General features: G+C 72.9%; 19 protein-coding genes. 11 read left to right on the top strand and 8 right to left on the bottom strand.

The window, feature by feature from the left end:
* Positions 1–180: 180 nt before the first annotated feature.
* Complete coding sequence (locus tag BU198_RS02810) at positions 181–324, bottom strand: hypothetical protein (RefSeq protein WP_188295207.1); 144 nt, start codon at positions 322–324, stop codon at positions 181–183.
* 202 nt (positions 325–526) lie between these two features.
* On the opposite strand from BU198_RS02810, the gene BU198_RS02805 reads away from it, so the two are divergent.
* Entirely contained in the window at positions 527–1,348 is an 822-nt protein-coding gene (locus BU198_RS02805) for a protein phosphatase 2C domain-containing protein (protein ID WP_188295206.1), read from the top strand.
* Between the two features lie 108 nt (positions 1,349–1,456).
* On the opposite strand, the gene BU198_RS02800 is transcribed toward BU198_RS02805, so the two are convergent.
* A complete protein-coding gene (locus tag BU198_RS02800) occupies positions 1,457–2,416 on the bottom strand; it encodes a pirin family protein (RefSeq protein WP_188295205.1) in 960 nt (319 codons plus the stop codon).
* A gap of 245 nt (positions 2,417–2,661) precedes the next feature.
* Positions 2,662–3,165 carry an SseB family protein gene (locus BU198_RS02795; RefSeq protein WP_411293128.1) on the bottom strand — a complete coding sequence of 168 codons (504 nt, stop codon included), beginning with the start codon at positions 3,163–3,165 and terminating at the stop codon, positions 2,662–2,664.
* Positions 3,166–3,378: 213 nt separating this feature from the next.
* On the opposite strand from BU198_RS02795, the gene BU198_RS02790 reads away from it, so the two are divergent.
* Together BU198_RS02790 and BU198_RS02785 are read left to right on the top strand one after the other, a co-directional pair.
* Positions 3,379–5,208 carry an acyl-CoA dehydrogenase gene (locus BU198_RS02790; protein WP_188295204.1) on the top strand — a complete coding sequence of 610 codons (1,830 nt, stop codon included), beginning with the start codon at positions 3,379–3,381 and terminating at the stop codon, positions 5,206–5,208.
* Positions 5,209–5,525: 317 nt separating this feature from the next.
* A complete protein-coding gene (locus tag BU198_RS02785) occupies positions 5,526–6,833 on the top strand; it encodes a M18 family aminopeptidase (RefSeq protein ID WP_188295203.1) in 1,308 nt (435 codons plus the stop codon).
* Between the two features lie 57 nt (positions 6,834–6,890).
* On the opposite strand, the gene BU198_RS02780 is transcribed toward BU198_RS02785, so the two are convergent.
* From BU198_RS02780 to BU198_RS02770, 3 genes are all read right to left on the bottom strand, one after another.
* On the bottom strand, positions 6,891–8,735 hold the full coding sequence (locus BU198_RS02780; protein WP_188295202.1) for an NHL domain-containing thioredoxin family protein: 1,845 nt from the start codon (positions 8,733–8,735) through the stop codon (positions 6,891–6,893).
* Positions 8,736–8,782: 47 nt separating this feature from the next.
* The gene (locus BU198_RS02775) at positions 8,783–9,748 is read right to left on the bottom strand and encodes a Fic family protein (RefSeq protein WP_223243836.1); all 966 of its coding nucleotides are present in this window, start codon (positions 9,746–9,748) and stop codon (positions 8,783–8,785) included.
* Between the two features lie 306 nt (positions 9,749–10,054).
* Positions 10,055–10,576 (bottom strand): GNAT family N-acetyltransferase, encoded by a 522-nt coding sequence (locus BU198_RS02770; protein WP_188295200.1) that lies wholly within the window; start codon positions 10,574–10,576, stop codon positions 10,055–10,057.
* Between the two features lie 137 nt (positions 10,577–10,713).
* Here BU198_RS02770 and BU198_RS02765 point away from each other — a divergent pair, with 137 nt between their 5' ends.
* Together BU198_RS02765 and BU198_RS02760 are read left to right on the top strand one after the other, a co-directional pair.
* Positions 10,714–11,202 (top strand): LURP-one-related/scramblase family protein, encoded by a 489-nt coding sequence (locus tag BU198_RS02765; protein WP_188295199.1) that lies wholly within the window; start codon positions 10,714–10,716, stop codon positions 11,200–11,202.
* A 114-nt stretch (positions 11,203–11,316) separates the two neighbouring features.
* Positions 11,317–11,739 carry a DUF350 domain-containing protein gene (locus BU198_RS02760; RefSeq protein WP_188295198.1) on the top strand — a complete coding sequence of 141 codons (423 nt, stop codon included), beginning with the start codon at positions 11,317–11,319 and terminating at the stop codon, positions 11,737–11,739.
* A gap of 14 nt (positions 11,740–11,753) precedes the next feature.
* Here the strand turns inward: BU198_RS02760 and BU198_RS02755 are convergent, their stop codons facing one another.
* A complete protein-coding gene (locus BU198_RS02755) occupies positions 11,754–12,101 on the bottom strand; it encodes a winged helix-turn-helix transcriptional regulator (protein WP_188295197.1) in 348 nt (115 codons plus the stop codon).
* A 224-nt stretch (positions 12,102–12,325) separates the two neighbouring features.
* Between BU198_RS02755 and BU198_RS02750 the strand changes: the two genes are divergently transcribed.
* From BU198_RS02750 to cutA, 6 genes are all read left to right on the top strand, one after another.
* Positions 12,326–13,153, top strand: a complete 828-nt coding sequence (locus tag BU198_RS02750; protein ID WP_262986989.1) for an NAD(P)-dependent oxidoreductase — start codon at positions 12,326–12,328, stop codon at positions 13,151–13,153.
* 23 nt (positions 13,154–13,176) lie between these two features.
* A complete protein-coding gene (locus BU198_RS02745; protein ID WP_188295195.1) occupies positions 13,177–13,746 on the top strand; it encodes a GNAT family N-acetyltransferase in 570 nt (189 codons plus the stop codon).
* A gap of 155 nt (positions 13,747–13,901) precedes the next feature.
* Positions 13,902–14,876, top strand: a complete 975-nt coding sequence (locus tag BU198_RS41770; protein WP_223243835.1) for a hypothetical protein — start codon at positions 13,902–13,904, stop codon at positions 14,874–14,876.
* An 82-nt stretch (positions 14,877–14,958) separates the two neighbouring features.
* Positions 14,959–15,981, top strand: a complete 1,023-nt coding sequence (locus BU198_RS02735) for an NAD(P)/FAD-dependent oxidoreductase (RefSeq protein WP_188295194.1) — start codon at positions 14,959–14,961, stop codon at positions 15,979–15,981.
* A 38-nt stretch (positions 15,982–16,019) separates the two neighbouring features.
* The gene (locus BU198_RS02730; protein WP_188295193.1) at positions 16,020–16,922 is read left to right on the top strand and encodes a class I SAM-dependent methyltransferase; all 903 of its coding nucleotides are present in this window, start codon (positions 16,020–16,022) and stop codon (positions 16,920–16,922) included.
* A 74-nt stretch (positions 16,923–16,996) separates the two neighbouring features.
* Positions 16,997–17,326 carry a divalent-cation tolerance protein CutA gene (cutA, locus tag BU198_RS02725; protein WP_188295192.1) on the top strand — a complete coding sequence of 110 codons (330 nt, stop codon included), beginning with the start codon at positions 16,997–16,999 and terminating at the stop codon, positions 17,324–17,326.
* Positions 17,327–17,408: 82 nt separating this feature from the next.
* Here the strand turns inward: cutA and metG are convergent, their stop codons facing one another.
* Entirely contained in the window at positions 17,409–19,142 is a 1,734-nt protein-coding gene (gene metG / locus BU198_RS02720) for a methionine--tRNA ligase (protein WP_188295191.1), read from the bottom strand.
* Positions 19,143–19,290: the final 148 nt, after the last annotated feature.

Below are 19,290 nucleotides of genomic sequence, written 5' to 3'. Positions count from 1 at the left end.
CCGAGGCCGTTCCGGCCGGCCCGGAGCACCGGGCGCCGGGGCGGGCCTTCGGGCCCCGGCTCGAACCCGGCGGCGGCGCGGGCCGGTTCGGCCGCGCGCTGGCCCTGCTCGGCCGTGACCCGGCCTGGAAGCCGTAGCGCGCCGCCGCCGCGATCCCCGGGGCTCCCGGGACCCCGGGCTCTAGGAGCCGCGGGTGCTTCCGCCGGTCCGGGGGTCGCGGCCACGCTGCTCGTCGGGGAAGCGCGGCCCGCCGATCAGGAAGAGCAGCGCGGCGGTGGGGAAGCCGGTCGAGGCGGCCAGCAACACGATGAACTGCCAGAACATCTTCCGCTCCTCGTCAGTCGCGGGCGCCGCGGACACCCGAAGGTGATCCCAAACCCGACCCGCTCCGATTGGCCGAATCGTCCGGTCACTGTCCGACGGTATGGCCGAATCACACCGGCTGCCACCGGGCGCCCGGCCCCGGGCCCGCCACACCGGCGCACGGGTCCGGGCGCGGGCCCGGAGCGGCGGCCACACTGTCGGGATGCAGCTACAGCTCGCAGGGGAAGCCCGCCGTCCCGACCGTGAGAGCGAGGACTTCGTGGCCGCCTCGCCGGAGGCGCTGGTCCTGCTGGACGGCGCGAGTTCGCCGGCCGGCCTGGAGTCGGGGTGCCGGCACGGGACGGCCTGGTACGTGCGCCGGCTGGGCGTGCACCTGCTGGCCAGGCTCACCGACCGGACGGACCGCTCGATCGCCGAGTGCCTGGCCGACGCCATCGTGGAGACGGCCGCGCTGCACGGCGGCCGCTGCGACCTGGCCCACCCCAACACCCCCGCCGCGATGGTCGTCGCGGCCCGGCGGCACGGCGAGTCGCTGGAGTACCTGGTACTCGGCGACTCGCTGCTGGTGCTGGAGCACCGGGACGGCCCGCCGAAGGTGATCGGGGACAACCAGCGCTTCCCCGGCGGGGAGGAACTGCGCCGCCAGGTCAGGGAGACCGTGCCCGGCTCGGCCGAACGGGCCGCACTGCGCCTGGAGTACGCGCTGGCGGTGCGCGCGGCCAGGAACCGGGGCACCGGCCCGTGGATCGCCGCCGCCGGCCCGCGGGCGGCCGAGCACGCCGAGACCGGCTTCGTCCGGCTGGACCGGTTGCACGCGCTGGCCGCCCTCACCGCCGGCGCCTCGCGCTACACCGAGCGCTTCGGGCTGGGCAGTTGGGGCGACGCGCTGCGGCTGCTCGCCGAGTCGGGGCCGGGCGAACTGATCGCCCGGGTCCGGGCGGCGGAGCGGGTCGACCCGAGCTGCGAGCGCTGGCCGCGGGGCAGGACGCACGACGACGCCTCGGCCCTGTACGCGCTGCTGTAGCCGGCTCGGCGACGAGGACGGCGGAGCGGCCGCAGGCACTGCCTGCGGCCGCTCGGTTGTTCCGGCTCCGTCGTTCCTGTCGCCGAGCCGGCCCTGCCTCCTGAGTCGTCAGTGACCGGCGGCGGGGATGGTGCCGAGGCGGCCGGCCTGGAAGTCCTCCATGGCCTGCTGGAGTTCGCGGTGGCTGTTCATCACGAACGGGCCGTAGTGGGCGACGGGTTCGCGGATCGGGAGGCCGCCGAGCAGCACGACCTCGAAGTTGTTGTCGCGGGAGTCCTGCTTCTCGTCGGCGCGGATGGTGATCGAGTCGCCGTCGCCGAAGACGACGGCCTGGCCCCGGTGGAAGGGGCGGTGCTCGGTGCCGGCCGAGCCGTTGCCCGCGAGGCCGTAGGCGAGGGCGTTGAAGTCGGAGCGCCAGGGCAGGGTGATCTGGGCGCCGGGGCTGACCGACGCGTGGATCATGGTGATCGGGGTGTGGGTGGTGCCGGGGCCCTGGTGGCCGTCCAGCTCGCCCGCGATCACCCGGAGCAGCGCGCCGCCGTCCTCGGTGCTGAGCAGCCTGACGCTGCCGCCGCGGATGTCCTGGTACTTCGGGGCGATCATCTTGTCCGAGGCGGGCAGGTTCACCCACAGCTGGAGGCCGTGGAAGAGGCCGCCGGACTTCACCAGCGACTCCGGCGGGCTCTCGATGTGCAGCAGGCCGGAGCCGGCCGTCATCCACTGGGTGTCGCCGTCGGTGATGGTGCCGCCGCCGCCGTGCGAGTCCTGGTGGATGAACGTTCCGTCAATGATGTAGGTGACGGTTTCGAAGCCGCGGTGCGGGTGCCAGGGGGTGCCCTTGGGCTCACCGGCCGCGTAATCCACCTCGCCCATCTGGTCCATCATGATGAACGGGTCGAGGTACTTCTGGTTGATCTTGGCGAAGGCGCGGCGGACGGGGAAGCCCTCGCCTTCGAAGCCCTCGGGCGCGGTGGCCACGGTGAGGACCGGCCGGGCGCTCGTGACGGCGGGGTCCGGCGTGGTGACGCGCGGAAGGGTCAGCGGGTTGTCGACGGTCACGGCGGGCATGTCGGCCTCCTTCGGGGGGTGGTCTGGCCTACGTGCACGAGGTTAGTTCAATCATCAACAACAAGCAAGTTGAAAGTTGAACTATGTAGTGAGGAAGGAGCGCGGGGCTCCTCCTCCAGGATGGGTCAGGGGTGGGCCGGCCGCATCGCGGGGCGGCCGGCGGTGGCGCCGGTCGGTCGCGGCTCCGGCCGTCTGCGGCTCCGGTCGGCCGGGTCGGCCGTCCGCGGCTCCGGTGGGCCGTCCGGTCAGCCGTACATCCGGCGCATGGTGAAGTCCACCATCTGCTCGACGGCCTTGGCGTCGAACACCATCCGGTGCTCGCCCTCCATGTCCAGCGCGAAGCCGTAGCCGGTCGGCAGCAGGTCCAGGATCTCGGCGCCGGTCACGGTGAAGTGCTTGGAGTCCTTGCCCGCGTAGCGGCGCAGCTCCTTCAGCGAGCTGAACATCGGGATCACCGGCGTCGGGGTGTTGTGCAGCGCCAGGAAGCCGGGGCGCTCCCCGCGGGGGCAGTGCACCTTCGAGGTGATGAAGATCGCCTGGAAGTCCTCGACCGCCATCGAGCCGGTGGTGAACGCCCGGACCGCGTCCGCGAGTGAGGGAGGCGAGGGTTCGGGGTACAGGGACTGCTGGGGGGTCTGCGACTGCCCGCCGTAGGCGTCGGGTCCGGGCATGCCGTTCATGCCCGGCTGCGGCCCCGCCTGCTGCTGGTAGGGATCTCCCGGGTATGTGTTCTGGTCATATCCGTACACACGGACAGGCTAGCGGGAGGGCACCCTTCTCTGCTGGCATCGATCCTGACAAGGAGTGGTCGCCCCGCCTGTGGGACGTGACCACGTTCATAGAGGTTTGGCCGGCGGGGGCTTGCTCAAGTTACCGCTGGGTAGCATCATGATGCCTACTGGTGGGTACGGGACGCCGGAACGCGGCGGTCTCCCGGAAGCGACGAACCGGAGATAACGGCCATGGGTCACTACAAGTCCAACCTGCGGGACGTGGAGTTCAACCTCTTCGAGGTGTTCGGCCGCGACCAGGTGTACGGCACCGGACCGTTCGCGGACATGGACGTCGAGACCGCGAAGAACATCCTGAGCGAGATCTCGCGCCTCGCCGAGAACGACCTCGCGGCGTCCTTCACGGACACCGACCGCAACCCGCCGGTCTTCGACCCGGAGACCAACACCGCGCCGATCCCGGCCGCCTTCAAGAAGAGCTACCAGACCTTCATGGACGCCGAGTGGTGGCGTCTGGGCATCCCGGAGTCGATCGGCGGCCAGGTCACCCCGAACTCGCTGATCTGGGCCTTCGCCGAGCAGATCCTGGGCTCCAACCCGGCCATCTGGATGTACTCCTCGGGCCCGGCCTTCGCCGGCGTCATCGCCGAGGAGGGCACCGAGGAGCAGCTGGAGGTCGCCAAGCGGATGACCGACCGCCTGTGGGGCTCCACCATGGTCCTCACCGAGCCCGACGCGGGCTCCGACGTGGGCGCCGGCCGCACCAAGGCGATCAAGCAGGAGGACGGCTCCTGGCACATCGAGGGCGTGAAGCGCTTCATCACCTCGGGTGAGCACGACATGTCCGAGAACATCGTCCACATGGTGCTGGCCCGCCCCGAGGGCGGAAAGCCGGGCACCAAGGGCCTGGGCCTGTTCATCGTCCCCAAGTTCGACTTCGACTGGGAGACCGGCGAGCTGGGCGAGCGCAACGGCGTCTACGCCACCAACGTCGAGCACAAGATGGGCCTCAAGGCCTCGAACACCTGCGAGATGACCTTCGGCGCCAAGCACCCGGCCAAGGGCTGGCTGCTCGGCGAGAAGGTCGACGGCATCCGCCAGATGTTCAAGATCATCGAACTCGCCCGGATGATGGTCGGCACGAAGGCCATCGCCACCCTCTCCACCGGCTACCTGAACGCGCTGGAGTACGCCAAGGAGCGCGTGCAGGGCGCCGACATCTCGCAGTTCCTGGACAAGACCGCCCCGCGCGTCACCATCACCAACCACCCGGACGTGCGCCGCTCGCTGCTGACCCAGAAGGCCTACGCCGAGGGCATGCGCGCGCTGGTCCTGTTCACCGCGTCCGTCCAGGACGACATGACAGCCGCCGCGCTGCGCGGCGAGCGCGACGAGGCCGCCGAGCGCCTCAACGACCTGCTGCTGCCGATCGTCAAGGGCTACGGCTCGGAGAAGTCGTACGAGCAGCTCGCCCAGTCGCTCCAGACCTTCGGCGGCTCCGGGTACCTCCAGGAGTACCCGATCGAGCAGTACATCCGGGACGCCAAGATCGACACCCTGTACGAGGGCACCACGGCGATCCAGGGCCAGGACTTCTTCTTCCGCAAGATCGTCAAGGACGGCGGCCAGGCGCTCACCGCGCTGTCCGAGCAGATCCAGAAGTTCCTCGGCTCCGCGGCCGGCGGCGACGCCCTGGCCGTCGAGCGCGACCTGCTGGCCAAGGCCGCGGGTGACCTGGAGGCCATCGTCGGCAAGCTGCTGGCCGACCTCACCTCGGTCGAGCAGGACGTCAGGAACATGTACAAGGTGGGCCTCAACACCACCCGCCTGCTGATGGTCTCCGGCGACGTCGTGGTCGGCTGGCTGCTGCTGCGCCAGGCCGTGGTGGCCCTGGCCAAGCTGGAGGCGGGCGCCCCGGAGAAGGACGTCGCCTTCTACCAGGGCAAGGTCGCGTCGGCCCGCTTCTTCGCCAAGAACGTCCTGCCGACCATCACCCCGCAGCGCCTCATCGCCGAGGGCATCGACAACGAGATCATGGAGCTGGCGGAGGAGGCCTTCTGAGCCGCCGCGCCCACCCGTCACCCGCCGCCGCCCCTCCCGGGGCGCGCGGAGTGTGACACCTCCCCGACCGACTGACACACCCTCGCACCGAAGGGCCCGGCTGCCACCGGGCCCTTCGGTGTTTCCGGTGGGAAACCCGGCCGCGGAAAGCCCGGATGACCGGCGGGAACGCTCGGGTCGTGCGGGGCCGTTCACGGTTGTGTCCGGGTTGCGCACCGGACGAGGTGTTCCGAATGCCCTGTCCGTGTACGGGCATATGCTCAGGTGCGAAGCCGACTCCCCATCCGGCTTCGGCCCTCACTCGACCCAGGAGCAGTATGTCGACCGCCGCCCGCCAGGCATTCTTCGACCGGACGCACAGCGACGACCTGATCGCGTTCCTCGGCACCTCGCCGTCTCCGTACCACGCGGTGGCGAGCGCCGCGGAGCGGCTGGAGAAGGCGGGCTTCCGGCAGGTCGCCGAGACGGACGCGTGGGACACCGCGGCCGGCGGGCGCTACCTGATCCGCGGAGGCGCGCTGATCGCCTGGTACCTGCCGGAGGGGACGGGCCCCGAGACGCCGTTCCGGATCGTCGGCACCCACACCGACTCGCCCAACCTGCGGGTCAAGCCGGTGCCGGACACCGGTTCGGCGGGCTGGCGGCAGGTCGCGGTGGAGATCTACGGCGGCGTCCCGCTGAACACCTGGCTGGACCGCGACCTCGGCCTCTCCGGCCGGCTCGCGCTCAAGGACGGCACCGCCAGGCTGGTCCAGCTGGACGAGCCGCTGCTGCGCGTGCCGCAGCTCGCCATCCACCTGGACCGCCAGGTCAACGAGGGCATGAAGCTCGACAAGCAGCGCCACCTCACCCCGATCTGGGGCCTCGGCCCGGTCGACGAGGGCTCGCTGATCTCCTACGTCGCCGGGCGGGCCGGCCTGGACGCCGCCGACGTGGCCGGCTGGGACCTCATGACGCACGACGTCCAGCCGGCCTCCTACCTGGGCCGCGACCGCGAGCTGATCGCCGCCCCGCGCCTGGACAACCTGCTCTCGGTGCACGCGGCCACCGCCGCGCTCGCCGCCGTCGCCACCGCCGACGGCGCCGCCGACCTGCCGTACATCCCGGTGCTGGCCGCCTTCGACCACGAGGAGACCGGCAGCGAGTCCGACACCGGCGCGCAGAGCCCGCTGCTCGGCAACGTGCTGGACCGGACGATCCACGCGCGCGGCGGCAACACCGAGGACCGGGCCAGGGCGCTCGCCGGCACGATCTGCCTCTCCTCGGACATGGGCCACGCCGTCCACCCGAACTACAGCGAGCGGCACGAGCCGGGCCACCACCCGGTGCCGAACGGCGGGCCGATCCTCAAGGTCAACGTCAACAACCGCTACGCGACCGACGGCGTCGGCCGGGCGGTGTTCGCGGCCGCCTGCGAGAAGGCGGGCGTGCCGTGGCAGGCCTTCGTGTCCAACAACGCGATGCCCTGCGGGACGACGATCGGCCCGATCACGGCGGCGCGCCTGGGCATCACGACGGTGGACTGCGGCATCGCGGCGCTGTCCATGCACTCGGCGCGCGAGCTGTGCGGGGCCGAGGACCCGTACCTGCTGGCGAGCGCGCTCAAGGCCTTCCTGGAGGGCTGAGACACGGCGAAGGGGGCCCGGCGAACGAACGCCGGGCCCCCTTCGCATGGGTCCGCGCTACTCCATCCCGGCCAGGACCAGCGGCAGGCGGCGGGCGCCGTCGGCGACCAGCTTCACCGGCACGCCCCAGTCCTGCTGGTGCACGTGGCAGGCCGGGTACTCGATCTCCGGGTCGTCGTCGCAGGAGGCGGCCATCGCCGAGACGTGCAGCACGCCCTCGGCGACCTCGTCGGAGAGCACCAGCTCACGGGAGAGGTCGGAGTCCGCGCCCGTGCCGGAGACCAGCAGCTCGGGCGGGGTCGCGCTGACCAGCAGCCGGGTGGACGGGCCGTAGCGCTCGTCCAGCTTCTGGCCGTTCGGCGCCTCGAAGACCACGTCCAGCCGGAGGGCGCCGGGGGCGACCTCGGTGGCCGCGCGCCGGGTGCGGTGGGCCACCGACTCCACCCGCACCGCCTCCTCGGGCAGCCGCAGCCTGGTCAGCCGGTGCCGGGCCGACTCGACCACCACGATGTCGCCGTCCACCAGCACCGTGCCGGACGGCTCGCGCAGGTCGGTGGCCAGCGTGCTGACCTCGCCGCTCGCCGGGTCGTAGCGGCGCAGCGCGTGGTTGTAGGTGTCGGCGACGGCCACCGAGCCGTCCGGCAGCACGGTGACGCCCAGCGGGTGCTGGAAGAGCGCCTGGCCGGCGGCGCCGTCGCGGTGACCGAAGTCGAACAGGCCGGTGCCGACGGCGGTTTCGACCGTCTTGGTTTCACGTGAAACCGAACGCAGCGCCGAGGTCTCGGCGTCGGCGACCCAGAGCCGCTCGCCGTCCGCGGACACCGCGAGGCCGGACGGCTGGGCGAACCAGGCCTCGGCGGCCGGCCCGTCCACCAGACCCTCGTTGGTGGTGCCGGCCGCGACCGCGACCGTGCCGGTGGCCGGGTCATACGACCACAGCTGGTGCACGCCGGCCATCGCGATCCACACCCGGCCGTCGAACCAGGCGACGTCCCACGGCGAGGAGAGGTCCACCTCGCGGGCCGGGCCCTCGGTGGCCGAACCCTGCCACCACTGGCGGCCGGTGCCGGCCAGGGTGGTCACGTGGCCGTCGGCGAGGCGGACGCCGCGCAGGGCGTGGTTGACGGTGTCGGCGACGACCACGTCGAAGCCGTGGCCCTCGGGGACGAGCGCGAGGCCCTGCAGCTCGCTGAACCGCGGGCCGGTGCCGTCGGTGCCGGTGTCGTCCGTGCCGGTGCCGTCCACCAGGCCGCGCTGCCCGTCGCCGATCCGGCGGACCACCGTCTCGCCGTCCTCGGCCAGCTCGACCAGCGAGTGGTGGCCGGAGTCGGCGACCAGGAAGTGGCCGTTCGGCAGCCGGACGGCCTTGCCGGGGAACTTGAGGTCCCCGGCGCTCGGCTCCGGCGCCACGTACGGGCCGTCGCCGCGGCGCAGCGTGCCCTTCGCGGCGTGCTCGGCCTCCAGCTCCTCGACCAGTCGGGCGAGCGCGTGGGCGTGGCCCTCGCCGGCGTGCTGGGCGACCACGTAACCCTCCGGGTCGATCACCACCAGCGTCGGCCAGGCCCGTACGGCGTACTGCTTCCAGGTGACCAGCGCCGGGTCGTCCAGCACCGGGTGGTGCACCTCGTACCGGGCGACGGCGTCGACGACGGCCTGGTGGTCGGCCTCGTGCACGAACTTCGGCGAGTGCACCCCGACGATCACCACGGTGTCGCGGTGCTTCTCCTCCAACTCCCGCAGCTCGTCCAGGACGTGCAGACAGTTGATGCAGCAGAAGGTCCAGAAGTCCAGGATGGTGATCTTGCCCCGGAAGTCGGCGAGCGTGAGCTCCCTGCCGCCGGTGTTCAGCCAACCGCCTGCCCCGACCAGCTCGGGGGCGCGTACACGTGCACGAGATGCCATGCGTCAATCAAACCGCACGCCGGGTGCCCGCATTCCGGGGCCTGGCGTCATGCCGTGGAGCGGGGCCTGCGCTGATGTTTGGCGGCCTTGTAGGCCGCGACGGACTTGCGTGACGAGCGCCAGACCCCGTCGGGGCCCTGGACGGCGTTCAGACGGCCACGCTGGGCTGCCTGCCGGAGTGCCGCCAGGGAGAGCTCCTCGTCGACGAGCGCGGCGAGTGGGACCATCCTCGCCGGGCCGGCCACGTTGGGAACGATGAAACGGTTGAGATTGTCCTCCATCGCCCGGGCGATCAGCTCGCCCAGGGCGCCGCAGTCTCCCGTGTCCGCCCTGCGCAGCGCGGTCAGGTACGCGTCCCGCTGTCGCTTCAAGATGATGATCGGCGGATATCCGAGGCGGACCAGGACGAGGTTCATCACCAGCCGGCCGGTGCGGCCGTTGCCGTCGAGGAACGGATGGATCTGTTCGAAGCGATTGTGCATACCTGCCAGCACTTCGGGGAGCGGTTGTTCGAGCTCCGCGCCGCTCTCGATCCTCTGGCCGAACGCGCATGCCTCGCTGACCCAGTGCTCGATCCGGGCCGGTACGAGCGTCCAGGCGGGCGGGGTCATCCCCTCGGAGAACGGGGCGATGTCGTGCTCCCGGAAGCTGCCGGGCCCCTCCTTGTCGGTGGCTTCCGGATGGGGCGCAACGTTCCAGACCGGTGTCATGGCCACGTGATGGATGTGGCGGACCTCGGTGAGGGTGATGAGCCGCCCGTCGTGCCAGGCGTCGGGTTCAAGCGCCTGCCCGTAGACCCACCTGGCGGCGTCGGCGTAGCCCTGCACCTCGTTGTACTCGCGCAGTGGCTTCGCTCCGACGGCACGTCCCTGATCCAGAAGGGCCTCCACTTCGCGCAGGACCAGCGTGTTGCCCTCCAGCGCAGTCGAGTGGTGGGCTTCCTGGTGCCAGATGTCGTCCCAGATGTCCTGCGCTTCCCGTGGATTCGGCAAGCCGCCGAAGCGCTCGTTCAACTCCGCCAGTGCCCCGCTCAGCCGCTGGTAGACGGTGCTGCGACTGGGCCTTCCCCGGCCTGCCATGGGTGCTCCCCGCGAAGTTGATACATGCCGACTTTGGCGAAATGAACTTATCAACTTTTGGGGTCCGCCGTCGTGCTGCTGCCGCGATGTCGCTTTCCGGGGAGGGAGGTTGGGGCAGTGGAGAGACCGGAAGCCCAGGACGGTGATCTTGCCCCGGAGTGAGCGTGAGCTCCTCGCCGTCGGTGTTCAGCCGACCGGGTGCCCGCATTCCGGGCGTGCCGTGTTGCGGGCGGGGTGGGGTCAGCCGGGGGTGTTCGGGAGGAGGTCGGCCTGCCAGCGGGTCTCGCCGTCCTGGGTGTGGGTGGTGGGGTGCAGGCCGAGGGTGCGGGCGATGGCGGCGGAGGCGTGGTGGTCGGGGTGGATGTGGGCGACGGCGGTGGTGGCCCCGGCGGCGGTGAGGTGGGCGAGCAGGGTGCGGGCGGCCTCGGTGGCCAGGCCGCGGCGCTGCCAGGGGGTGCCGACCACCCAGGCGAGTTCGGCCTGGCCGGGGCGGACGGTGGTCTGCACGTAGCCGGTGAGGGCGCCGTCGGCGCGCAGCCGCAGCACCCAGTTGCCCCAGGACTCGGCCGGGTCGGGGGAGCCGGCGGCGAGCCGCTCGCAGCGGGCGCGCAGTTCCTCGGCGGTGGCCGGGCGGCCGCCGGTGAAGGCGTGCAGAGCGGGGTCGGCGAGTGCGGCGGCCAGCTCCTCGGCGTGCTCGGGGGCGATCGGCAGCAGGTCGAGGCGCTCGCTGCGCAGCTCGGCGGTGGTGAGGTCGGGGCGCATGGCGGTATTGAAGGTGACCGGGGGTCCGCTGTCCACGGGTTTCCGCGGGTGCTTCGTGGCGGTGCTTTTCCGCGGGCGGCGGATCGGGGTCGAATGGGGCGAGGTCGGCAGTGGAGCCGACCCGGAGGAGGTCGCACGTGCGGTATCTGGTCAGGGAGAAGCTGTTCGCGGTCGGCGACGACTACTGGATCGAGGACGACCGGGGCCACAAGGCGTACCTGGTGGACGGCAAGGTGCTGCGGCTGCGGGACACCTTCGAGCTGAAGGACGCGCACGGGCGGGTGGTTGCGGTGGTGAGGGAGAAGATGCTGACCGTCCGCGACGCGATGAAGATCGAGGACGCCGACGGCGAGGTGATCGCCACCGTCCGGGAGAAGCTGTTCACCCCGTTCCGCGACAAGTACCTGGTGGATCTGGCCTCCGGCGGCGAGCTGAAGATCCACGGCAACCTGATCGACAAGGACTACCGGATCGAGAACCAGCACGGTGACGAGCTGGCCAGGATCAGCCGCAAGTGGTTCCGGATCAGGGACACCTACGGGGTGGAGGTCGCCGACGGCGCGGACACCGGTCTGCTGCTGGCGGTCGCCGCCTGCGTCGACCACCTGGTGAACGAGGAGGACTGACCGCCGCCGGCTTCGGCGCCCGGTCCGCCCCTCACCCGGGTGGGGTATCTTTTGCCAGCCCTTGACCGTGCCGGTCAGGGGGACGGCGAGAGCGGACCGGGGGCTGGAACCACGATGAACGACATTCTGCACGGGCTCGGTGCGGCGGCGGCCTACGGCACCCTCGGGGTGGTGCTGCTGCTCCTCGGCATCGGCTTGGTCGACCTGCTGACGCCCGGTCGGCTCGGCCACCAGATCTGGGTCGAGCGCAACCGCAACGCCGCCCTCCTGCTCAGCTCCGCGCTGCTCGGCATCGGCGGCATCGTCTTCACCGCGATCATGTACACCTACGCGGACTTCGGCAAGGGCCTGGTCTCGACGGCCTGTTACGGCCTGCTGGGACTGGCGCTGATGGCCGTCGCGTTCTGGCTGGTGGACCTGCTGACCCCGGGCAGGCTCGGCGAGATCCTGGTCGATCCGGAGCCGCACCCGGCGGTGTGGGTGTCGGCGGCCTGCAACATCGCGGTGGCGGCGGTGGTGTCGGCCGCGATCGCCTGACCTCTCCGAGGGCGCTACGCCGGGTACGGCGCCTTGCCCAGGACGTGCTCCCGGCCCCAGTCCCCCAGCGGCCCCAGCGCCGTGTTGAGGCGGTGCCCCGCCTCGGTGAGCGCGTACTCGACCCGCGGCGGCACCTCGTCGTACGCCTCCCGGTGCACGATGCCGTGCGCCTCCATCTCGCGCAGGTGCGCGGCCAGCACCTTCTCGGTGATCCCCGGCAGCAGCCGGCGCAGCTCGCCGAAGCGGCAGCGCGGGCGTTCGCCCAGGGCCCAGAGGATCGACACCTTCCACTTGCCGCCGATCACGTCCATCGCGGCGTCGGTCCCGCAGACGTACGCCCCCGGCCTCGGTACGGTCGCCATGCCCACCCCTTCCGGCCCCTTCCGGCCCCTCCGACCTCGATGCTCACTCCAGGGTAACCACCCACTTCGAAGTGCGTACTTGATCGTTTCCGGGGTCGGCGCGGAGGCTGACTGCCATGGCAACCAACCCCGTTGAGAACGCGTCCGGAAACCCACTCACCCCGCCCACCCCGCCCACCGCACCCACCGCACCCACCCCGCTCACCCTGCTCGGCCTCGGCGCGATGGGCACCGCGCTGGCCGGGGCCTGGCTCGCCGCCGGGCACCCGCTGACCGTCTGGAACCGCAACGCCGCCCGAGCCGACGGGCCCGCCGCCCGCGGGGCCACCGTCGCCGCCACCGCCGCGGAGGCCGTCGCGGCGAACCGGCTGGTGGTCGTCTGCCTGCTCGACGACGCCTCCGTGGAACAGGCCCTGGACGACGTCGACCTGGCCGGCAGGGACCTGGTCAACCTGGTCACCGGCACTCCCGGGCAGGCCCGGGTCCGCGCCGCCTGGGCGGAGCGGCGCGGTGCCCGCTACCTGGACGGCGGGATCATGGCCGTCCCGCCGATGATCGGCGCCCCGGCGGCCGGGGCGTACGTGTTCTACAGCGGCTCGTCCGAGCTGTTCGAGGAGCACCGGGGCACCCTCGCCGTCCCGGCCGGCACCCGGTACGTGGGCGCGGACCCCGGGTCCGCGGCACTGCACGACGTGGCGCTGCTCAGCGCGATGTACGGGATGTTCGCCGGGGTCGCGCACGCCTTCGCGCTGGTCCGCGGCGAGGCCGTGGCGCCGACCGAGCTGGCGCCGCTGCTGGGGAGCTGGCTCACCGCGATGTCCGGTTCGGTGACGCGGACGGCGGAGCAGCTGGAGAGCGGCGACTACGCCAGGGACGTGGTGTCCGGCCTGGCGATGCAGGTGGCCGGCAAGGGCACGCTGCTGCGCACCGCGGAGGAGCAGCGGGTGAGCACCGAACTGCTGGAGCCGTACTTCCGGCTGATGGAGCGTCGGCTGGAGATCGGCCATGGTGGGGAGGACCTGACCGGGGTCGTCGACCTGCTGCGACGGTGAGGGCGGGCCGGTAACGTACCGGCATGGCAGACCTCGAAGAACGCGCCACTGTCGTCGCGTCCGACTCACGGCAGGCCGGGGCGGGGGTGGTGGTCCGGCCGCGCCGGGCCGACGACCTCGCCGGCTGCGTCCGGGTGCTGGGCGACGTCCACGCCGTCGACGGCTATCCCGTGGACTGGCCCGACCGGCCCGCCGGCTGGCTCACCCCGGACGGCCTGCTCGCCGCCTGGGTCGCCGAGTCGGACGGCCGGATCGCCGGACACGTCGGCCTCGCCCGCAGCGCCCCCGGCGACCTCGCCCCCGTGCTGTGGAGCCGCCGCACCGGTGGGCCCCCCGAACTCACCAGCGTGATCGGCCGCCTCTACGTCGCCCCCGCGGCGCGCGGCTGCCTCGTCGGCGCCCGGCTGCTGGCCTGCGCGGTGGCGCACGCGCGGGCGCTCGGCCTGCACCCCGTTCTCGACGTCCTCGCCACCGACACCGCCGCGGTGGCCCTGTACCGCAGGCTCGGCTGGACCCACCTCGGCAGCGGCGACCAGCGCTGGGCCTCCGGGCGCACCGTCACCGTCCACTGCTTCGCCGCTCCACGGGGGTGAAGCCCGGCCCGCCAGCCTCGCCCGGCCACACCGTCCCGAGCCCGCCCCGGCCCACACCGCCCCGAGCCCGCCCCACTGCGGGCTCCCTCGGGCGGGGGAGCCGGATCACCGTGCCGGGGGAGGACCGGCCGGGCCGGGCGGGCGAGCCTGGCGGCATGGTGAGGAACGGGTGGACGGTGGCCGGCTGGGGCGTCGGGTACGCCGGGTTCGGACTGGGGTGCGCGCTGAGCGGGACGGAGCTGTTCGGCGCGCGGTGGCCGGGGTGGGCGGTGGCCGGCCTGGGGGCGGTCGCGGCCGCCGCCGGCGTGGCGGTGGTGCGGCGACAGCCGGTGCGACGGCTGCTGTGGCTGCTCTGCGGGGTGGCCGCCCTGGGGGCCTGGAGCCTGCTGATGGACCTGGTCACGCTGCTGTTCGGGCAGCGGGTGGACAGCGTCCCCGACGCGGTGGAGCGCGCTCTGGCGGCGGTGGGGGCGGTGCTGCTGGCCCGCGCCGCCCTGGGCACGCGACGCGGGGCCCGCGATGGCGCGGTCGGTCCCGTTCGTGCCGGACGGGGCGCGCCGACACCCGCGCCGTCACCCGCGCCGTCACCCGCCCCGGCTCCGCCGGTCGTCCGGCTGGCGGCCTGGGCGGGCACCGCGGCGTTCGTCCCGTACGTGCTGATGAAGCTGCTCTGGGCGCTCGGCGGCAGCTTCGCCGGGGTCAGCGGCGAGCGGATGTACGCCGGTTACGTGCGCAACGGCTCCTCCGGGCTCTGGCTCGCCCTGGAGCGCCGGGGGCTGGACGGCACCATGCTGCTGGCGCTGCTCGGGGTGTTCCTGCTCTGGGGGCTGGTCCGTCCTTGGGGGCAGGTCTTCCCGCGCTGGACGGGGCTGCTGCGCGGCCGTCGGGTGCCGCGCTGGCTGCCGCTCACCCCGGCCCTGCTGGGCGCGGCCACGCTGGCGCCGTACGGGGTGGTCGGCATCGGCTACCTGGCGCTGTGCACCACCGGGGTGACGCGGATCAGGCTGGGCGATTTCGCCGACGAGCAGAGCGCCCTGGAGATCGCCTGGGTCGGGATCGGCGGGTTCGCGGGGTACGGGGTCGCGCTGGCGGTGGCCGCCCGGTCGTACTGGCGGCGGACCGGGGTGTGACCCCGCGAGTGTTTGCTGAGGCGGCAACAAAGCTTGCCGATGTGGTGAAGGGGGCCGCAGCCTGGCGGTGGAGGTGAGCGCCATGGGCGAGACGACCGGGACGACCGGGATCAGGGACAACGAGCGCTACGACGTGGTGGTGGTCGGCGCCGGAGCGGCGGGACTGAACGCCGCGCTGGTGCTGGGCCGGGCCCGGCGCAGGGTCGCCGTGGTGGACGCCGGCGAGCCGCGCAACGCGCCCGCCGCCCACATGCAGGGCTACCTGAGCCGGGACGGCATGCCTCCGGCGGCGCTGCTGGCGGTCGGGCGGGAGGAGGTCGCCCGGTACGGGGTGGACCTGATCGACGGCCGGGTCGAGCACATCGAGCCCGTCGAGCCCGTCGAGTCGGCAGAGCCCGTCGAGCCGGCCGGGCCCGCCGGGCCGCGCTTCGTGGTCCACCTGGCCGGCGGCCCGGTGCTGCACGCGCGCCGGATCGTCGTCGCCACCGGCCTGCGCGACGGACTGCCGGAGCTGCCCGGCCTGGCCGAGCGCTGGGGCCGCGACGTGCTGCACTGCCCGTACTGCCACGCCTGGGAGGTCCGCGACCGCCCGCTCGGGGTGCTCGGCACCGGCCCCGGGGCGGTCAACCAGGCGCTGCTGCTGCGGCAGTGGTCGGCGGACGTGGTGCTGCTCGCCCACACCCTCGCGCTGACCGACGCCGAGCGGGAGCGGCTCGCCGCCCGGGACGTCCGGGTGGTCGAGGGCCGGATCGTCCGCCTGGTGTCCGACGACGGGCGGCTGCGCGGCGTCGAACTCGCGAACGGACAAGTGGTGCTGCGGGAGGCGGTGTTCGTCTTCCCGCAGCCGGTGCCCAGGGACGCGCTGCTCTTCGGCCTCGACTGCGACCGGGACGACAACGGCTGGGTGACCACCGACCGGACCGGCCGCACCAGCCTCCCCGGCGTCTGGGCCGCCGGGAACGTCGCCGACCCGCGCGCCCAGGTGGTCACCGCCGCCGGGGCGGGCGCGGCGGCGGCCTTCGCGCTCGACCACGACCTCGTGGCGGAGGAGATCGACCGGGCCGTCGCGGGGTACCGCGCCTCCGGTGCCGCCCTGCCCGCCTGAGCGGGAAACTTTCGTCAGTCCACGATCGGAGAATCCGGATGTCAGCGAACCAGCACGGCCATTCCCACTCCCACGGCTCCCACTCCCACGGCTCCCACCCGCACGTCCCCGCCGCCGACCTCGACTGGGACGCGCTCGCCGCGCACCTGGAGCTGGAGGCCGACCTGCGGGCCGACGCCGTCACCGAGGCCGCCCGGTGGCTGGCCGGCCTGCACGGGGAGGGCCAGGTCGGACGGGTCCTGGACGTCGGCAGCGGGCCCGGCGTGATCGCCGGACTGCTGGCGGACGTCTTTCCTGCGGCCGAGGTGGTGGCCGTCGACCAGTCCGCCGCCCTGCTGGAGCGCGCCCGGACCCGCTCGGGCGGCCGGCTCGGCACCCGGCAGGCCGACCTGCCCGCCGAGTTCGACAAGCTCGGCGAGGCCGACCTGATCTGGTCCGGCAACGCCATCCACCACCTGGGCGACCAGCAGGCCGCGCTCACCTCGCTCGCCGGACTGCTGCGGCCCGGCGGCCTGCTCGCCGTCGCCGAGCGCGGTCTGCCGGCGCGCTACCTGCCGCGCGACTTCGGCCTCGGCCGGCCCGGTCTCCAGGCCCGGATGGACGCCGCCCACGAGGACGGCTTCAGCACCATGCGGGCCGAACTGCCGGGCAGCATCCAGGAGATCGAGGACTGGCCGGCCATGCTCGGGCGGGCCGGGCTGACCCCGACCGGCACCCGCACCTTCCTGGTCGACCACCCGGCCCCGCTCGCCGGCCCCCTCCGCGGCTACCTGCACACCCAGCTGACCCGGCGGCGCGACCAGCTCGCCGAGCAGCTCGACGCCGAGGACCGGGCCGCCCTGGAAGCCCTGCTCGCCGAGGACGCCCCCACCGGCATCCTGCACCGCCCGGACGCCTTCTACCTCTCCGCGATGACCGTCCACACGGCCCGCAGGGACTGAGCCGGGGGTTCCCGCCGGTCCCCGGGGTGAGCCGCGGCGGGGACCGGCGCCGGGCCCCGGGATACCGTCGGGGCATGACAGCGAGCGAGCAGCGCCTGGTGGTGGTGACCACCACCCACGAGAGCGAGGAGCCGGCCAGGGCCCTGGCGTCCGCCGTGGTGCGGGAGCGGCTGGCGGCCTGCGCCCAGGTGTACCCGGTGCGGTCGGTGTACTGGTGGGACGGCGAGGTGCGGGACGCCGAGGAGTGGCGGATCGACTTCAAGACCAGGGCCGAACTCGCCGACCGGCTCGGCGAGTTCGTGGCCGGACGGCACTCCTATGAGACGCCCGAGCTGATCGCCGTGCCGGTGGTGGCCGGCAGCCCCGGCTACCTGGCCTGGGTGGCGGAGGAGACGGCCGGGTAGCAGCCCCCGGTACCACCGACGCGGGCCCCGGCCGTTCGCCGCGGTCGGGGCCCGCGTGGTGTGCCGTTGTACGGGCCCCGGATCAGTGCGCCGAGCCGCCGAAGCGCGCCGTCCAGGCGGCCAGGTCCTCGTCGGTGATCTTGGCGAACAGCACCGGCGGCACCGTGAACGCCGTCCCGGCCGGCACCAGGTCCAGCGCCCGCGCCTCCTCGGGGCCGACCCAGTCACGGGTGGCGGCCGGCGAGTCCCCGGGCAGCGCGAAGGCCCCGCGCATCGCCGCCGCGGTGGCCGGGATGAACGGCTCGGACACCACCGCGTACAGGTGGATCAGGTTCATCGCCGTGCGCAGGGTCAGCGCCGCCGCGTCCGGGTCGGTCTTCACCTGGAGCCAGGGCGCCTTCGCGTCCAGGTAGGCGTTGCCCGCGCTCCACAGCGCGCGCAGGGCCTGCGCGGCCCTGCGGAAGTTGAGCGCCTCCAACTGGGCCTCGTACTCGGCGAGCAGGCCGGCGATCTGCTCGCCGAGGCGCTGCTCGGCCTCGCCCGCCGGGTGGCCGCCGGGGACGTCGTCGCCGAAGCGCTTGCGGCTGAAGGTGAGCACCCGGTTGACGAAGTTGCCGAGGGTGTCGGCGAGGTCCTTGTTGACCACCGAGGCGAACAGGTCCCAGGTGAAGCTGGAGTCGTCCGACTCGGGCGCGTGCGCCATCAGGAAGTAGCGCCAGTAGTCGGCGGGCAGCAACTCCAGCGCGACGTCGGTGAAGACGCCGCGCTTCTGGCTGGTGGAGAACTTCCCGCCGTAGTACGTCAGCCAGTTGAAGGCCTTGACGTAGTCGACCTTCTTCCACGGGCGGCGCGAGCCGAGCAGGGTGGCCGGGAACATCACGGTGTGGAACGGGACGTTGTCCTTGGCCATGAACTCGGTGTGGCGGACGGTCTCGTCGACCTCGTACCACCAGGACTTCCAGTCCCGCAGCTGCCCGGCCGGGGCCGCGTCCGCCCACTCCTTGGTGGCGCCGATGTACTCGATCGGAGCGTCGAACCAGACGTAGAACACCTTTCCCTCGGCGGCCAGTTCGGGCCACACGTCGGCCGGCACCGGGACGCCCCACTCCAGGTCGCGGGTGATCGAGCGGTCCTGGAGGCCCTCGGTCAGCCACTTGCGGGCGATCGAGGAGGCCAGCACCGGCCAGTCGTCGGCGTGCGCGGCGATCCAGTCCTCGACCTCCTCGGTGAGCTCGGACTGGAGCAGGAACAGGTGGCGGGTCTCCCTGACCTCCAGGTCGGAGCTGCCGCTGATCGCCGAGCGCGGCTCCAGCAGGTCGGTCGGGTCCAGCACCCTGGTGCAGTTCTCGCACTGGTCGCCGCGCGCCTTGTCGTAGCCGCAGTGCGGGCAGGTGCCGACGATGTAGCGGTCCGGCAGGAAGCGGCCGTCGGCGTTGGAGTACACCTGGCGGACCGCGCGCTCCTCGATGAAGCCGTTGCGCTGGAGCTCGCGGGCGATCTCCTGGGTGATCTCCCGGTTCTGCGGCGAGGAGCTGCGGCCGAAGTGGTCGAAGGAGAGCCCGAAGCCGTCGTACACCGCACGCTGCGCGCCGTGCGCCCTGGCGCAGAACTCCGCGACCGGCAACCCGGCTTCCTGGGCGGCGAGTTCGGCGGGCGTGCCGTGCTCGTCGGTGGCGCAGATGAACAGCACCTCGTGCCCTCGCCGGCGCAGGTAGCGGGCGTAGACGTCCGCCGGGAGCATGGACCCGACCATGTTGCCCAGGTGCTTGATCCCGTTGATGTACGGAAGGGCGCTGGTGATCAGGTGGCGAGCCATCCTCGGCTGCTCCGGTTTCTCCCGCACGCACCCCACCCGGAGTGCCGTGCCGGGGGCAGGGGTCCACTGTGGGCTGTCAGCCTAGCGGTCGCCGGAGGTCCGGCCCGACGGCCGAACTCCGCCCGGCCGCACTCCGTACGGCCTGGGC

Source organism: Streptomyces sp. CBMA156, assembly GCF_014596515.1.
Lineage (GTDB): Bacteria > Actinomycetota > Actinomycetes > Streptomycetales > Streptomycetaceae > Kitasatospora.
This window is presented reverse-complemented; position numbering and strand designations above follow the sequence as displayed.

What these genes read in the sequence shown, in the direction of transcription:
- BU198_RS02770 (WP_188295200.1), bottom strand. Translation starts at nt 10,576, where the DNA reads ATGCGCCCCGACCTCACCACCGCCGAGCTGCGCAGCGAGCGCCTCGAC.
- BU198_RS02750 (WP_262986989.1), top strand. Translation starts at nt 12,326, where the DNA reads ATGGGCACCGCGCTGGCCGGGGCCTGGCTCGCCGCCGGGCACCCGCTG.
- BU198_RS02800 (WP_188295205.1), bottom strand. Translation starts at nt 2,416, where the DNA reads ATGCCCGCCGTGACCGTCGACAACCCGCTGACCCTTCCGCGCGTCACC.
- BU198_RS41770 (WP_223243835.1), top strand. Translation starts at nt 13,902, where the DNA reads ATGGTGAGGAACGGGTGGACGGTGGCCGGCTGGGGCGTCGGGTACGCC.
- BU198_RS02785 (WP_188295203.1), top strand. Translation starts at nt 5,526, where the DNA reads ATGTCGACCGCCGCCCGCCAGGCATTCTTCGACCGGACGCACAGCGAC.
- cutA (WP_188295192.1), top strand. Translation starts at nt 16,997, where the DNA reads ATGACAGCGAGCGAGCAGCGCCTGGTGGTGGTGACCACCACCCACGAG.
- BU198_RS02760 (WP_188295198.1), top strand. Translation starts at nt 11,317, where the DNA reads ATGAACGACATTCTGCACGGGCTCGGTGCGGCGGCGGCCTACGGCACC.
- BU198_RS02790 (WP_188295204.1), top strand. Translation starts at nt 3,379, where the DNA reads ATGGGTCACTACAAGTCCAACCTGCGGGACGTGGAGTTCAACCTCTTC.
- BU198_RS02810 (WP_188295207.1), bottom strand. Translation starts at nt 324, where the DNA reads ATGTTCTGGCAGTTCATCGTGTTGCTGGCCGCCTCGACCGGCTTCCCC.
- BU198_RS02780 (WP_188295202.1), bottom strand. Translation starts at nt 8,735, where the DNA reads ATGGCATCTCGTGCACGTGTACGCGCCCCCGAGCTGGTCGGGGCAGGC.
- BU198_RS02735 (WP_188295194.1), top strand. Translation starts at nt 14,959, where the DNA reads ATGGGCGAGACGACCGGGACGACCGGGATCAGGGACAACGAGCGCTAC.
- BU198_RS02755 (WP_188295197.1), bottom strand. Translation starts at nt 12,101, where the DNA reads ATGGCGACCGTACCGAGGCCGGGGGCGTACGTCTGCGGGACCGACGCC.
- metG (WP_188295191.1), bottom strand. Translation starts at nt 19,142, where the DNA reads ATGGCTCGCCACCTGATCACCAGCGCCCTTCCGTACATCAACGGGATC.
- BU198_RS02745 (WP_188295195.1), top strand. Translation starts at nt 13,177, where the DNA reads ATGGCAGACCTCGAAGAACGCGCCACTGTCGTCGCGTCCGACTCACGG.
- BU198_RS02730 (WP_188295193.1), top strand. Translation starts at nt 16,020, where the DNA reads ATGTCAGCGAACCAGCACGGCCATTCCCACTCCCACGGCTCCCACTCC.
- BU198_RS02805 (WP_188295206.1), top strand. Translation starts at nt 527, where the DNA reads ATGCAGCTACAGCTCGCAGGGGAAGCCCGCCGTCCCGACCGTGAGAGC.